The following is a 14,514-nucleotide window of genomic DNA, read 5'->3' as shown; positions in this document are numbered from 1 at the left end:
CGCTTCAGCGAGGTCTATCGATGGGGTGCTCCTCCGGGTGTGGCCGCCGTCGTCAGGGCCTGCGGCCATCGCACACCCGAGTTTCGCAACATCTTCTACTACCGCCTCGACCGCGCCTCGTTGCCCTTGAAGGTCGCGTCCCACCTGGTCCGACGGTTCTATCCGGGCCAGTGCACGTTGTTCGTCCGAGCGGACGAGATCGGTCCCGGCCTGTTCATCCAGCACGGCTTCGCCACGACCATCGGGGCCGCCCGGATCGGGAAGAACTGCTGGATCAACCAGCAGGTCACCATCGGGCACGTCTATGACCGGGGTGCTCCGACCATCGGCGACGACGTCACGATCTCGGCAGGTGCAGTCGTCGTCGGGGGGATCTCCGTCGGGGACGGCGCTCGGATCGGTGCCAACACAACGGTCGTCAAGGACGTCCCGCCGGGGATGATCGCAGTGGGGATGGGGATGCGCCTCATCGAGCAGACACCGGAGAAGACACCATGACAGGGCCGCACAGGTCATCGCACGACGTGGCAGGTGACCGTCCCGGCCGGGACCGCGTCGACGTCGGAGGCATCGCCATCGACCGGGTGGACACCCGACAGACCGTGGCACGGTGCTCCGAGCTGGTCCGCCTCGGTGGTCCCCGGCACGCCGCCGGGGTCAACGCCTCGAAGATCGTCGACGCCCAGGACGACGCCAACTTCGCGCGCACACTCAGGGAGGCCGACCTCGTCAACGCGGACGGGATGTCGGTGGTGTGGGCGTCGAGAGTCCTGGGTGACGGGCTGCCAGAGCGAGTCACGGGGATCGATCTCGTGGGGCCTATGCTCGACATGGCCGTCGACAACGGTTGGCCCGTGTACTTCCTCGGGGCCCGGGCGGAGATCATCGCTCGCGCCGTGAGGGTCCTTGAGGAGGCGCACCCAGGGCTCGAGGTGGCTGGGTTCCGCGACGGCTACATCAGGGGTGAGGAAGAGGCCGCGGTCGCGGGTGTTCGTGCCTCGGGGGCGCGGGTGGCCTTTATCGGGCTCCATAGTCCCATGAAGGAAGAGTTGTTCGACGAGTATCGGGATCACTGGGGTGACTGCCTCGTCGTCGGCATCGGAGGTTCGTTCGATGTCATCGCGGGGGAGATCAGCCGTGCTCCTCGCTGGGCCCAGCGCATGGGACTGGAGTGGCTCCACCGGCTCATGAGCGAGCCGCGGCGCCTCTGGAAGAGGTACCTGTTCGGCAACACCCGGTTCATCGCGCTGGTGCTGCGGCAGCGCATCCGACCCCGGTGAGTCTCGTCGTCACGCGTCGAGGACGCCCGTCGTGAGCCGGCTGGGTGCGCGCGGGATCTCGTCATCGACGCTGGGCAACTACTCGATGGTGGCCGGGCAGGCCGTGCGCACCCTGCTCGTCGCAGGTCTGTTGCGACCGGGAGACTTCGGAGTCCTCAACCTCACGAACGTGCTGACGAACTTCAGCACCTACGCCGACGTCAGCACCGGGGTGATCGGTCAGCAGCGGGCGTCGGCCGCGCGCGGGTCGCAGAGGTGGACCGATGCTGACCGCGAACTGCGCGACATGGCGGGTGCCAGGATGGTCCCCGCTCTCGGACTCTCCCTGGTCCTGCTCCTCGGGGCGATCGTCGCCTGGGGAGTGGGATCGAGCAGGACGGCCACGGTCCTGGGCTTCGTCGCTCTCTCTGCCGTTCTCCAGTCGACCTGGTTCTCGGCGCGCGGGTGGCTCCGGGTTCTGGGGGAGTTTCGACTCACGATGCTGGCCCAGCTCTCGCAGGTGCTCGTCTGGGTCACGCTGGTCCCGCTGGGGGCGTGGACGTCAGGACTTCTGGGCGCCCTGGGGGCCCTGGCGATCAGCTACCTCCCACCGATCCTCGTGAGTGCTCGTCGCGTTCCTCTACCCGCGCTCGTCACACCCCGTCCCCGAGCCTTCACGATGCTTGTTCCCGCGGGGATCCCCATGTCCCTGCTGCTCGTCACAGCATTCCTGCTCGTCAACATCGAGCAGCTCGTCGTAGGTGCGGGCCTCGGTGATGTGGCTCTGGCCATTTACGGCATCGCGATGCTCACGGCCAACGCTGTCGTGGCGGTGAGTGACGGAGCAGCCGCAGCGGCACACCCGCAGACGCTGGAGGCGCACGCACGAGATGGGCATCTCGATGTCCGTACCCCGTCGGTCACTCGCGTCATGAGGGTGGTGGAGGCAGCTCTAGGCCTGGTCGTGCCCTTGTCGTGGGTCGGGATGGGCGTCCTCACCGCCGTGTTCCTCACGGAGTACGAGGAGGCCCTTCCCGTGGTGGCATTCGTCTGCGCGGGAGCATCCTTCGTCGGGACGGCGACCGCCAGCAACGCAGCCCTGCTTGCGGTGGGTCTGCACCGTCGAGTGCCGCGAGTGACGGTTGTCGCCATCCTCGTGAAGTTGGTTCTCGCGTCTGTCGTCATCGTCGTTGGCGGTCCGTTGTGGGTCGTCGCGGCTCTGTGCGTGGTCGGGTCGGCCGTCTACGCCGTGGGGTATCTACGTCTCGTGGCCCAGGCCCTCGGGGTGGACGAGAGCTGGAGGTTCATCGGTAGTCACCTGCCTGTACCGCTCACCCTGGTGGCTCTGGCGACCGTGTCGTCCTGGGCCCACCTGGAGCAGGGGCTGATCGGCTTCCTGATCGCGAGCGCGATCTCGGTCCTCGTCGCCTCAGGCGTCGGAGGTCTCGTCCTCCTGCGCAACCGACCGGTTGCGCGCTGACCCGGCGCTGCTCCCGCGGAATGACCCACTGCTGAGGTTTGCCAGCCGAGACGTCATGCGATCAGTGAGAGCGACGGCGCTGATGAACTTCACCAGGGGCCTGACGTCGACATCCCGAGAACTCGCTGTCCGCAGCCCCAGACGGACAGCCTCGGCTCGCCGCCCCTCGGCGACGAGGAGACGCACGACGTACGTCAGGAGGAAGTTGTGGTGGGCCCTGCGACTGCGCGGTGCGATGACACGATCGGCCCATGACCGGCTCGCGTCGGCACGCGCTCGGTGACTCTGCGAGGGTGCCTCACCGAGATCGTGACGGACCTCGACCAAGGGTTCAGGGCACACGACGAACGTGCAGCCCTGGTCCGTCATCCGCACGAGCCAGTCGACGTCCTCCCAGTTGGTGAGCTCCGTGTCGAACAGGACGGCGAGAACCATCGAGCGAGGTGCCAGCATGGTGGACGTCCACGTCCCGCGTGACCGAGCGCGCCTGACCTCAGGCTGGAGGAAAAGATCCTCGACAACGCTGAGGCTGGGGTCAGGAAGCTCTTCCGGGGTCAACCAGGTGCCTGTCCTGGCGAGGACGCGCGCCCGGGTGCCGACCACGACGCAGCCTGGGTCGTCCGCGGCGGCCAGCTGGGCCAGCTGAGCCGCGAGCTTGCCCGGCAGCCATCGGTCGTCGTCGTCGAGAAAAGCCACCAGCTCACCCCTGGCCGCGGCGACCCCGCAGTTCCGAGCGCCCGCGGGCCCGTGCGGCCCCGCGTTGAGGATCACCCGGACCCGCTCGTCGTCGCCCAGGACGAGCGCGGGCTGGCCGACGCGGTCATCGACGACGATGACCTCGACGGGAGGCGGGTCCTGGGTCAGCGCCGACGTGACCGCGGTGTCGAGGCTCTCGAGATCACGGACGATCGTCGGGATGATGACGGAGACTTCGGGTCCGGAGGTCATGGGCCGATCTTCTCCTGAGGTCGAGGACTGGCGGCATCCGCGTAGATCGCCGCCAGCTGGGTCAGATGGACGGCCGGTGACCTGTGCTCCCGGACCCAGCTGGCGTTGGCGGCTCCGACCTGCGCGCGCTGCGCAGGGTCCTCGGCCAGCTGACGCAAACCCTCGCGGAGCGAGGAGCGATCACCGGCCGGGACGACGACGTTCCCCGGGACGGGGACGAGCAGGCTCGGGATGGAGCCGACTGCAGGCGCGATGCAGGGGAGCCCACGGCCCATCGCCTCGAGGAGGGAGAGCGGCTCGGCCTCGTTCCGGGAGAAGAGAACGAAGACGTCTGCCCGGTCGTAGAGCTCCGTGAGTGCCGGCCCACGCTGGGTGCCGTGCAGCACGCACGCGTCACTGTGCTCGAGGTGGCGACGCTCGGCATCCGGCAGGGGACCCCACGGTCCGACAACGTGGTACTCGATCTCGACCCCCTCCGAGCGCAGTGCCTCCACCTCGCTGAGGATGGCAGACATCTGCTTGAGCTCGTTGATCTCACCTACGGTGAGAACGCGGACGGGGTCTGCGTGCGCGGCCCGCTCGGGCGCAGCGGTGTCGACGTTCGACGCAGGGTTCGGCAGCACCCGCACCACGCCGCTCCGTCGCGGACGGTGCTCCCGGATGTGAGCGGCGACAGGTTCAGACATCACGAGGACCGTCTCTGCGCGGCTCAACGCCTCGTCGAGGGCACGGTCGGCGTCCTGGTCGGGCGACTCGTCGTCGAGGAAGCCGGAAGTGTGGAGGTGCGCGACGACTGGGCGTCGCAGGGCGTGTGCGATCCGGAGGTACAGCAGGTCACGTCGCGCCCCAGGTGCAGACATCTGAAGGTGGACGACCTCCGGTCGGTGCACGAGCAGGGCTGCCGTCCAGCGGGCCAGTCCGAGGAGGTGGATCCCCAGCCGGACGAGGGAGCTCTGCGAGCGCACAGACAGCGGCCACCACTGGTCGAAGGGTCGCGCGTCCGGCAGTCCCGTCGTCACGAGACGGGTGTGCTGAGCCACCCCGCCGATCGCGTCCACCGGCGGGGAGGCGACGAGGACGCGCGTCATGTGGCGGCGAGGCGCCGCAGCGAGAAGTCGGGCAGTCGCTCGCCGACCCCGAGGAGCTCGGCGATCGCGGCCTCGGCACGCTCCGCGGCGTGGCCGTCCCCGTAGGGATTGACGGCGTTGGCCATGCTCTCGTACTCGTCGACGTCGTCGAGGAGATGGTTGACCTCGAAGCGGATGCGGTCGAGCTCCGTGCCCACGAGCCGGACGACCCCGGCATCGATCGCCTCGGGACGTTCGGTGCTGTCCCGCATGACGAGGACCGGCTTGCCGAGACTCGGGGCCTCCTCTTGCACGCCCCCGGAGTCGGTGAGCACGAGCGTGCTCGCGGCGAGCACGGTCGTGAACTCGTGGTAGCTCATCGGCTCGGTGAGCACGACGTTGGGCAGGCTATCCAGCACAGGGGCGATGACGTCACGAACGACGGGGTTGCGGTGCATCGGCAGGACGACCCGGAGATCGGGGCGCTGCCGAGCGAGGCTCGCGACGGCCTCCATGGCCTCCTCCATGCGATTGCCCCAGGACTCGCGACGGTGCGTCGTCACGAGGAGGAGGGGCCCATCGGCGGCGATCGCCTCGGCGACGCGCTCGTCCTGGATCGTCGCGGGCACGGCGGTGGCGCGTCGGAGCGCGTCGATCACGGTGTTGCCCGTGATGACGATCTCCGAAGGATCGATGGCCTCGTGGAGGAGATGACGACGCGCCCGCTCCGTCGGGGCGAGATGTAGCGTCGAGATCGGCGCGGTCAGTCGCCGGTTGGCCTCCTCGGGGAAGGGGGTGTTGATGTCCCGGGTTCGCAGCCCGGCCTCGAGGTGCACCACGGGGACCCGGGCGTAGAAACCGGCCAGAGCCGCGGCGAAGGCGCTCGTCGTGTCGCCCTGCACCATGACGGCGTCCGGCCGGACCTCTTCGATGAGCTCGGTCACGCGGTGGATCGCGAGCGCCGTGATCTGCGCGACCGTGGCACCCGGTCGCATAAGGTCGAGGTCGTGCTCGGGCGCGATGTCGAAGAGCGAGTTGACCTGATCGAGCATCTCCCGGTGCTGCCCGGTGACGGCCACGAGGGGCTCGAGCCGCGTGCTGCGCTCGAGCTCCTTGATGACGGGTGCCACCTTGATGGCCTCCGGACGCGTCCCGTAGACGCACATGACTCGCGGTGTACCCATGTCCCCTTGCACTCTCGGACCCGTTGCGGAGCGGTCGCCACGTGGCGAGCCTTCGGAGACGCTACCCCCTTCGCCCAGGTCAGAGGCGCAGGTGGTGAAACAAGGTCCCCAAGTGCATAGACGCGCCCGGTCCGTCGATCCGCTGCATCGTCCTTGCAATCTCCGCTCGTGACATCGCATCGGCGCTCCGCGCCCCGTCAGGACATCCAGGCACTCAGAGCGCTGGCGGTCGTCGCCGTCGTCGCCTTCCACGCCGGGATGCCGCTGCCCGGCGGCTTCGTCGGAGTCGACGTCTTCTTCGTCATCAGCGGCTATCTCATCGTCGGGCTCCTGGCCCGCGAGCTCATCGACGACGGACGCATCAGCTGGCGCAGATTCCTCGCCCGTCGTGTGGCGCGACTGCTGCCCGCGGCACTGCTGACCGTCGGTGTGACAGCGCTGGCCCTGCTGCTCCTCGTCGACGCGGTGACCGCCGGGCCGGCGCTCGCCGACCTGGCCGCGGCCAGTGCCTACGCGGCGAATCTGTGGTTCATCGCGAACAGGGTGGGTACTTCGCCGAGGACGAGCCGTCTCCAGCCCTTCACTTCTGGTCGCTCGCGGTGGAGGAGCAGTTCTACCTCTTCGTCCCGCTGGCTCTCATGCTCGCGTGGCGGGTCAGAGCCTCTCTCCGTTGGGTGGGTGGCTGTCTTCTCGTCCTGACCGCGGGATCGTTCGCACTGTCCGTCGTGGTCACCCCGATCCTGCCGTCCCTCGCGTACTACGGCCTGCCGACCCGGGCCTGGCAGCTGGGGCTCGGAGCGTGCCTCGCGCTCGTGCCGCTGCACCGGAGGATGTCTCCCCGCTTCAGGCCCTGGGCAGCAGTTCTGGGCAGCGTGGCGGTCTCATGGTCGATCTTCACCCTGGACGCGTCTTGGGCCTATCCGGGCTGGGTCGCGATCGTTCCCACCGCGGGAGCAGCCCTGCTGCTCGCGGGAGGAGATCCGCAGTGGAGCACGAGTACGAGCCTGAGCGCGCCGCGGAGGTCGTTCCCCAAGGTCATCATATTGCTCGGCGATGTCTCGTACTCGCTCTACCTCTGGCACTGGCCCGTGCTCGTCATCCCGACCCTTGCCTCCGGTCAGCCCCTGACGGTGTGGGAGACCCTGGGTGCGGTAGCACTCTCGGTCCTGCTGGCCGGCCTCACGTATCGCTATGTCGAGCAGCCCACCCGGCGTGCCGGAGCATGCAGCCAGAAGCCGTGGCGGCTCGTCTCCTTCGGCGTGGTGACCTCGATGGTCGTGGCTGGGGTGCTGGCCGTCGTCCCGGCCGCCTTCACCCTGACCTCGACGGAGACCGTGCCGACCTTTGTAGGCGGACAGATTCCTGAGCGTCTGGAGGCGCCACGCGCGGTGCCGCTGAACATCTCGGACAGTCTCGCGAGCCCGTCGCGAGCGGCGATCTTCAGCGGCTGCACGGACCTCACACCGACCGACGACGAGGCTCAGCTCGAGCGCTGCCGCGGGGGCGACACCGACGGGTCCGCAGCCAGCGTCGCTCTTATCGGGGACTCCCACGCTGGTCATCTGCAACCGACACTCGACGAGATCGGCGAGGACGAGGGCTTCACCGTCGATACGTACCTCCGCAACGCCTGCCCCGTGTTTGCCGCACCCATCACCCACTACGACTCAGGACGTCCTCATCCCGAGTGTCAACCATGGCGGGAGGATCTCCTCATGGGGCTACGCGCTGTGCCGCCCGACGTCATCGTCGTCTCCCACAACGACGCGGGATACTTCGATGACCTCGGTGTCGCCCCCTCGGTTGACGAGTGGCTCGGGTGGGAACGAGAGCTCATCAATGACCTGCCGGACGTCCCCGTGCTCATCGTCTCCGAGACGCCCCACTGGGTCCGCTCTCCCGCGACGTGCCTGGCCGAGAACCTCGACGACGTCGCTCCATGCTCGTTGCCCGCCGACGGTGCTTACCCTTTCGACCACGCCGCACTGCTAGGCGCAGACCTCGACGCGGGTCGGGAGTCGCCGGTAGGGGTACTCGACGGTCACGATCTCGTGTGCGCCAACCGCTGCTACGCGATCGCCGGATCCATCCTTCTCTACTCGGATCGGGACCACCTGACCGACACGGGGGCACGTGCCCTGGCGAAGCGCTTCCAGACCCGCTGGGAGGCCTCGGGGATTCCGGTTCCGTGAAGCTCAGCGCGGATAGGGTGACCGCGTGAGCAGCGAGACAGTGCCCCGGATCCTCGTCGTGTGCACGGGCAACGTCTGCCGCTCGCCCTACATGGAGCGGGTCATCCAGCAGGTCGTCGACAAGGCGTGGGGGGCCGGTGCCGTCGAGGTCCACAGCGCTGGGACGGGAGCCCTCGCCGGGCGGGGTATGGACCCAGGCACCGAGGAGATCCTCCGATGCGCCGGGGTGAGGACAGAGGGATTCAAGGCCCGGCAGCTCGTCAAGGACCACGTCGCGTCCTCCGCGCTCGTCCTCACAGCCACCCGGGCTCACCGGGGCCCTGTCGCCTCACTCCACCCGCGAGCCTTGCGTTACACCTTTGCGCTCGGCGACTTCGTCCACCTCGCCTCGAGCCTCCCCGACGAGAAGATGCCCCGCACCGACGACCCCGCGAAGTGGCTGAGCGAGATCACCCAGGGCGTCGCCCAGCGCCGCGGTCTCGTTTCCCCGAGGGACCCTGTCGAGGTTGACGTCACCGACCCATTTCGGCGCGGTCCGGAGGTCTTCGCGCAGATGTCTCGTGAGGTCGACGTGCTCCGCCCCGGACTCGAGCGCGCGCTGGGTGGCCACCGGACGCGCTGAGCCGACAGGAGCCCGGTGGCTCTCAGACCTTGTGACCTCGGGCGGTCCGGGTCCGGCGACGCAGTGACGTCTCCGAGGTGTCTGCCGATGGGAGCGCCTGGTAGCCCTCGCCGTAGTAGCTGTAGGCATCGACGCCCTTCGTCGGGATGCGGTTGACGATGATCCCGAGGACCGAGGCGTTGACGCGGCCGAGCGCCTCGAGAGCGCGCGAGAGGTGCTCCTTCTTGATGACGCCCGACCCGGCGACGAGGATCGTGCCGTCGCAGATGCGGCCGAGCACGGCGGCGTCGGTGACCGGCAGGACCGGCGGTGCGTCGAGGAGGACGTAGTCGAAGCGGCGCTCGAGCTCGTCGAGCGTGTGGCGCATCTGGGGCGACCCGAGCAGCTCGCTGGGGTTCGGGGGGATCGGGCCGGCACCGAGGATCTCCATCCGGCCGGTGCCGAAGGGCTGGAGAACGTCGTCGAGGTCGGCCTCGCCGATGAGGACGTTTGTCAGCCCGACAGTGCCGTCCATGCCGAGGTAGTCGAGCAGCCGGGGGCGACGCAGGTCGGCCTCGATGATGCAGACCGAGCTCCCGGCCTCGGCCATCGTCACGCCGAGGTTGGCGGTCGTCGTCGTCTTGCCCTCACCAGGCAGCGACGAGGTCACGACGATCGTGCGGATCTCGTGGGCGGCGTCGACGAACTGGAGGTTCGTCCGCAGCGCCCGGAATGCCTCCGCGCGGACGCTGTGCGCGTCGTCCTGGACGACGAGGGGGTGCTTTGGCGCCTGCGCGTCGAAGTGGATGGCACCGATGATGGGCTCCTCGGTGACCTCCCGCACCTCCTTCTCGGTCTTGATCGAGGTGTCCTGCATGTCGCGGATGAGCGCCAGGACGAGGCCGAGCAGGAGGCCCAGGACACCGCCCAGGGCGAGGTTGAGCAGCGGGTTGGGGCTGACCGGGACGGTCGGTACGGCAGCGGGACGCGTCACGGTGACAGTGATCGGTGCGGAGCGGTCGCCACGGGAGGTCTCGATCTCGCCGACGGTTCGGATGAACTGGTCCGCGATCCCCTCCGCGATGTCGGCGGCGGTCTGCGGGTCGTTGTCGCGGACAGCCACCTCGATGAGCACCGTGTCCAGCGGCACGTTCGTCGTTACCCGCTGCTCGAGGACCTCCGAGGGGACGTCGAGCCCGAGCTCGTCGATCACCGGGTCGAGGACGACGGGGCTCTTGATCACGTCGGCATAGGACTTCACGCGCTGCTGGGTGAAGCTGCTGCCCTGCAGCAGGGAGTCGGCACCTTCAGATGCCGACGTAGAGACGAAGAGGGCGGTCTTCGACTCGTAGGACTTGGGAGCGAGGATCGTGTACGCCGCGGCGGCACCGATGGTGAGCAGCAGGGTCAGCGCGATGACGGGCCAGCGCTTCCGCAAGATCCGGAAGTACTCCTGCAGCTCCATCGGTGTCCCTTCGTCGTCATTCGTCGCCCCCAATGTGTCGGTGGACGGCCCAGGGGACAGTATGTCCTCCCATACCCGGCACAGATGAAGGGGACGGCCCACCGTGCCGGGGGGCGCCCCCTTCGTCCGTCGTGTCCGCAGGTCACATGCCGTCGATGATCCCGTTGAGGGTGGCGGAGGGCCGCATGGCCGCGGAGGCCTTGGCCGGGTCCGGGCGGTAGTAGCCGCCGAGGTCGACCGGGCTGCCCTGGGCGTCGATGAGCTCGGTGTTGATCGTGTCCTCGTTGCTCGCGAGGGCCTCGGCGACGGGGGCGAAGCGCTCGGCGAGCTCGGAGTCCTTCGACTGGGCGGCGAGCGCCTCGGCCCAGTAGAGGGCGAGGTAGTAGTGGCTGCCGCGGTTGTCGATCGAGCCGAGCTTGCGGGCCGGCGACCTGTTCTCGTCGAGGAACCGCGCGATGGCCTCGTCGAGGGTGTCGGCGAGGACCTGCGCCTTCGGGTTGTCCTGCGTCGTCGCGAGGTGCTCCAGGGAGGCGCCGAGCGCCAAGAACTCACCCAGGCTGTCCCAGCGGAGGTAGTTCTCCTTGAGGAACTGCTGGACGTGCTTCGGGGCGGACCCGCCGGCGCCGGTCTCGAAGAGGCCACCGCCGTTGAGCAGCGGGACGATCGAGAGCATCTTCGCGCTCGTGCCGAGCTCAAGGATGGGGAAGAGGTCGGTGAGGTAGTCGCGCAGGACGTTGCCCGTCACCGAGATCGCGTCCTTGCCGGCGCGGATCTGCTCGAGGCAGTAGGTGATCGCCTCGACCGGTGCGAGGATCTTGATCTCCAGGCCGTCGGTGTCGTGCTCGTTGAGGTACTCCTCGACCTTCGCGATGACGTTGCGGTCGTGGGCGCGTTGCTCGTCGAGGTAGAAGACTGCCGGGGCGCCGGTCGCGCGGGCACGGGTGACGGCGAGCTTGACCCAGTCACGGACCGGGATGTCGCGGACCCGGGACATGCGCCAGATGTCGCCCTCGGCGACGTCATGCTCCATGAGGGTCTCGCCGGCGCCGTTGGTGACCTTGACGGTGCCTGCTGCGGGGATGACGAAGGTCGTCGGGTGCGAGCCGTACTCCTCGGCCTTCTGCGCCATGAGACCGACGTTGGGGACGCTGCCGATGGTCGCCGGGTCGAGGGCGCCGTGCTTCTTGTGGTCCTCGACGACGGCCTGGTACATCGGGCCGTAGCTGCGGTCGGGGACCATCGCGAGGGTCTCCTGCTGCTCGCCCTTCGCGTTCCACATCTGGCCGGAGTCGCGGATGACGACGGGCATCGAGGCGTCGATGATGACGTCGCTCGGGACGTGGAGGTTGGTGATGCCCTTGTCGGAGTCGACCATCGCGAGCGCCGGGCGCTCGGCGAAGACCGCGTCGATGTCGGCGCGGATCTCGTCCTGCTTCTCCTGGGGGAGGGACTCGATCGCGGAGTAGAGCGAGCCGAGCCCGAGGTTGGGGTTGACGCCGGCCTCCTTGAGGGAGTCGGCGTGCTTGGTCATGACGTCGCCGAGCCAGACGCGCACGGCGTGGCCGAAGAGGACCGGGTCGGAGACCTTCATCATCGTCGCCTTGAGGTGCAGCGAGAGGAGCAGGTCCTCGGCCTTGGCAGCCTCGATCTGCTCGGCGTAGAAGGCCTGGAGGGCCTTCGCCGACATGAAGGTGCCGTCGACGATCTCGCCGGCGAGGACGTCGACACCGTCCTTGAGCACGGTGTCGCCCTGCGGGGTGACGAGGGTGATCGCGAGGGTGTCGTCGGCGGGCATGACGACGGACTGCTCGTTGCCGTAGAAGTCGTCGCCGCTCATCGAGACGACCTGCGCCTTGTTGTCGGCGGTCCAGGGGCCGAGGCGGTGCGGGTGCTTCTTGGCGAAGTTCTTGACCGACTGAGGGGCGCGTCGGTCGGAGTTGCCCTCGCGCAGGACCGGGTTGACGGCGGAGCCGAGGACGTTGGCGTAGCGGGCCTGGACGTCCTTCTCCTCGTCGGTGCTCGGGTCGGAGGGGTAGTCGGGGATGTCGTAGCCCTGCTCCTGCAGCTCCGCGATGGCGGCCTTCAGCTGCGGGACGGAGGCAGAGATGTTCGGCAGCTTGATGATGTTGGCCTCGGGCGACTGGGTCAGCTCGCCGAGAGCGGCCAGGTTGTCGGGCACGCGCTGCTCGTCGGTGAGGCGCTCGGGGAACTGGGCGAGGATACGGCCGGAGAGGGAGATGTCGCTCGTCTCGACCTCGACGCCGGTGCCCTTGGTGAAGGCCTGGACGATCGGCAGCAGCGAGTAGCTGGCCAGGGCCGGCGCCTCGTCGATCTGGGTCCAGATGATCTTGGACGTGCTCATGCGGTTCCCTCCGTTGAAGAGTTGGGGTGTGGTGCTGGTCTCGATCCTCCCACGGGGCCGGGCAGGGGGGCGCCGACACCGGCTTGTCTTAGAATTGGCAAGGAATGGTCAGTAGTTGGTAAAGTCAGCGGGGCAGTTGTGGCAGTCCGGCGGGGATCCATCACATGGGTCACGGGCTGTTCGTCTTGGGGAGGTTCTGGTGCACGTCGAGAGCTTGATGTTCGCGGGGGGGGCAGCGATGCCTGTCGTGGGCTTCACCGCGAGCTCGCTCATGATCCGCCGCGCCAACCGGGAGGCCGCCGAGCGGCCACGGATCACCCACGAAGACCGGCTGGCCGAGCTGCGTCGCCGTTCGGCCGAGCGAGGCGTGACGCGGGGTCGGATGGCTGAGGCCATCCGCCTCGCCGAGGCCCCGATGGCCGACGCGCTGTCGCTGCGTCGAGGCTGACCTTGATCAGGCCTGCCCCCGTCGTCGGGGCAGATGTCGGAGCGGGGCGCCAGGCACTGCGCCCCCTGCAGGTGATGCTCGCGATCACCGACCTGCTCGTCATCGCGTGGGCGACGTTCGGTGCTCAGGTGGTCCGCTTCGGTGCCGAGGGACGCACCGACGTCGCCGCCAGCGCCGAGAGCTTCACCCTGAGCTACACGACGTTCAGCGCGGCGCTGACCGTGATCTGGTGGCTGACGTTGCGCCTCCATGGCGCCTACGACGCGCACATCCTCGGTCACGGGGCCGCGGAGTACCGGATCATCGGCACCACCTCGCTGAGGGTCTTCGCCGGCGTCGCGATGCTGGCCTTCGCCCTCCAGGTCGATGTGGCGAGGGGCTACATTCTGCTGGCCCTCCCCGCGGGGATCCTCGGCCTGTGGGCCGCCCGGAGGGTGTGGCGCAAGTGGCTCGGGGGACGCCGCACGGCCGGCGAGCTCAGCCACGACGTCCTCGTCGTCGGGCACGCCGCCGCGGTCGGCGAGCTGGTCGAGGTCTTCGCCAGCGTGCCCGAGGCCGGTTACCGGGTCATCGGAGCGTGCAGCTCCACGACGGAGAGCGCCATCCACGGGGTTTCTGTGCTCGGGACCGAGCGTGAGGCCGGCCGGGTTGCCATCGACCTCGGGGTCGACGTCGTGGCCTGCTCGAGCACCCATGGGCTGGGGGTGGCTGGCCTGCGGAGACTGGGGTGGTCCCTCGAGGGCAGCGACATCGACCTCGTGGTCTCCCCAGGCCTGACCGAGATCGCTGGGCCGAGGGTCCTCACGCGGCCGGTCGCGGGCCTGCCGCTGCTGCACGTCGAGGCGCCGAAGTTCACCGGCCCACGGCTCGCGCTGAAGTCGGTGATCGACTGGGTCGGCGCGCTGCTCCTCCTCGTCGTCTTCTCCCCGCTCATGCTCGTCGTGGCCGCCGTCATCAAGCTGTCGGACGGCGGGCCGGTCTTCTTCCGGCAGCAGCGGGTCGGTCTTGACGGCGAGATCTTCAGGATGACGAAGTTCCGCTCCATGGTCGTCGACGCCGAGGAGCGACTCGAGGAGCTCCGGGCCAGGCACGCCGGCGCCGAGGAGCGGGGAGTTCTCTTCAAGATGGAGGACGACCCGCGGGTCACCCCCTTCGGCCGGTTCATCCGCCGGTACTCGATCGACGAGCTGCCGCAGCTCTTCGACGTGCTCGCGGGGAAGATGAGCCTCGTCGGTCCTCGGCCGCCGCTGCCGCACGAGGTCTCGCAGTACGGGGACGACGTCCGTCGTCGGCTGCTCGTCAAGCCCGGGATGACCGGGCTCTGGCAGATCAACGGACGCAGCGACCTCACCTGGGACGAGTCGGTGCGCTTCGACCTCTACTACGTGGAGAACTGGTCGGTCGCCCAGGACCTCCTCATCCTCTGGCGGACCCTCGCGGCCGTCATCCGCAAGGAAGGTGCCTACTGATGGACGCTCGCCGACGCCGCAGTGCGCCCTGAGGAAAGT

At 68.7% G+C, this 14,514-nt stretch carries 13 protein-coding genes; 8 read left to right on the top strand and 5 right to left on the bottom strand.

Features of this window, described 5'->3' with window-relative positions; translation table 11 throughout:
• The first annotated feature begins 39 nt into the window (after positions 1-39).
• From JNO54_RS12790 to JNO54_RS12780, 3 genes are read left to right on the top strand one after another with little or no spacing between them, the layout of a single operon-like run.
• Positions 40-498: a serine O-acetyltransferase gene (locus tag JNO54_RS12790; protein WP_233703250.1), complete on the top strand. Its 459-nt coding sequence runs from the start codon at positions 40-42 to the stop codon at positions 496-498.
• Between the two features lie 26 nt (positions 499-524).
• Positions 525-1,280, top strand: a complete 756-nt coding sequence (locus JNO54_RS12785) for a WecB/TagA/CpsF family glycosyltransferase (protein WP_204144235.1) — start codon at positions 525-527, stop codon at positions 1,278-1,280.
• Between the two features lie 31 nt (positions 1,281-1,311).
• Positions 1,312-2,739 carry a lipopolysaccharide biosynthesis protein gene (locus tag JNO54_RS12780; RefSeq protein WP_204144234.1) on the top strand — a complete coding sequence of 476 codons (1,428 nt, stop codon included), beginning with the start codon at positions 1,312-1,314 and terminating at the stop codon, positions 2,737-2,739.
• Here JNO54_RS12780 and JNO54_RS12775 read toward each other — a convergent pair.
• Genes JNO54_RS12775 through wecB form a run of 3 tightly spaced genes read right to left on the bottom strand, consistent with a single transcriptional unit; the run spans position 2,689 to position 5,938 of the window.
• Complete coding sequence (locus tag JNO54_RS12775; protein WP_204144233.1) at positions 2,689-3,687, bottom strand: glycosyltransferase family 2 protein; 999 nt, start codon at positions 3,685-3,687, stop codon at positions 2,689-2,691. The two genes, JNO54_RS12780 and JNO54_RS12775, sit on opposite strands and share 51 nt — an antisense overlap.
• A complete protein-coding gene (locus JNO54_RS12770; RefSeq protein ID WP_204144232.1) occupies positions 3,684-4,775 on the bottom strand; it encodes a glycosyltransferase family 4 protein in 1,092 nt (363 codons plus the stop codon). The genes JNO54_RS12775 and JNO54_RS12770 overlap by 4 nt, the downstream gene beginning before the upstream one ends.
• Positions 4,772-5,938 (bottom strand): non-hydrolyzing UDP-N-acetylglucosamine 2-epimerase, encoded by a 1,167-nt coding sequence (gene wecB, locus JNO54_RS12765; RefSeq protein ID WP_068313323.1) that lies wholly within the window; start codon positions 5,936-5,938, stop codon positions 4,772-4,774. The genes JNO54_RS12770 and wecB overlap by 4 nt, the downstream gene beginning before the upstream one ends.
• Before the next feature lie 168 nt (positions 5,939-6,106).
• Here wecB and JNO54_RS12760 point away from each other — a divergent pair, with 168 nt between their 5' ends.
• The 3 genes from JNO54_RS12760 to JNO54_RS12750 are packed head-to-tail and all read left to right on the top strand — an operon-like array spanning position 6,107 to position 8,752.
• Positions 6,107-6,637, top strand: a complete 531-nt coding sequence (locus tag JNO54_RS12760) for an acyltransferase family protein (RefSeq protein ID WP_204144231.1) — start codon at positions 6,107-6,109, stop codon at positions 6,635-6,637.
• Positions 6,577-8,130, top strand: coding sequence for an acyltransferase family protein (locus JNO54_RS15035; RefSeq protein WP_372430732.1), 1,554 nt, complete (start codon positions 6,577-6,579; stop codon positions 8,128-8,130). Before JNO54_RS12760 ends, JNO54_RS15035 begins: the two co-directional genes overlap by 61 nt.
• A 25-nt stretch (positions 8,131-8,155) precedes the next feature.
• Positions 8,156-8,752: an arsenate reductase/protein-tyrosine-phosphatase family protein gene (locus tag JNO54_RS12750; protein WP_204144230.1), complete on the top strand. Its 597-nt coding sequence runs from the start codon at positions 8,156-8,158 to the stop codon at positions 8,750-8,752.
• Positions 8,753-8,774: 22 nt separating this feature from the next.
• On the opposite strand, the gene JNO54_RS12745 is transcribed toward JNO54_RS12750, so the two are convergent.
• Positions 8,775-10,196: a tyrosine-protein kinase domain-containing protein gene (locus JNO54_RS12745; RefSeq protein WP_204144229.1), complete on the bottom strand. Its 1,422-nt coding sequence runs from the start codon at positions 10,194-10,196 to the stop codon at positions 8,775-8,777.
• Positions 10,197-10,338: 142 nt separating this feature from the next.
• A complete protein-coding gene (locus tag JNO54_RS12740) occupies positions 10,339-12,558 on the bottom strand; it encodes an NADP-dependent isocitrate dehydrogenase (protein WP_204144228.1) in 2,220 nt (739 codons plus the stop codon).
• Between the two features lie 238 nt (positions 12,559-12,796).
• On the opposite strand from JNO54_RS12740, the gene JNO54_RS12735 reads away from it, so the two are divergent.
• Positions 12,797-13,006: a hypothetical protein gene (locus JNO54_RS12735; protein ID WP_204144227.1), complete on the top strand. Its 210-nt coding sequence runs from the start codon at positions 12,797-12,799 to the stop codon at positions 13,004-13,006.
• 74 nt (positions 13,007-13,080) lie between these two features.
• Positions 13,081-14,475, top strand: coding sequence for a sugar transferase (locus JNO54_RS12730; protein WP_204144226.1), 1,395 nt, complete (start codon positions 13,081-13,083; stop codon positions 14,473-14,475).
• Positions 14,476-14,514: the final 39 nt, after the last annotated feature.

Origin of the sequence: Janibacter endophyticus, from assembly GCF_016888335.1 — a bacterium.
GTDB lineage: Bacteria > Actinomycetota > Actinomycetes > Actinomycetales > Dermatophilaceae > Marihabitans > Marihabitans endophyticum.
Note: the sequence above shows the minus strand (reverse complement) of the source record. Positions and strands in the feature narration are given on the sequence as shown.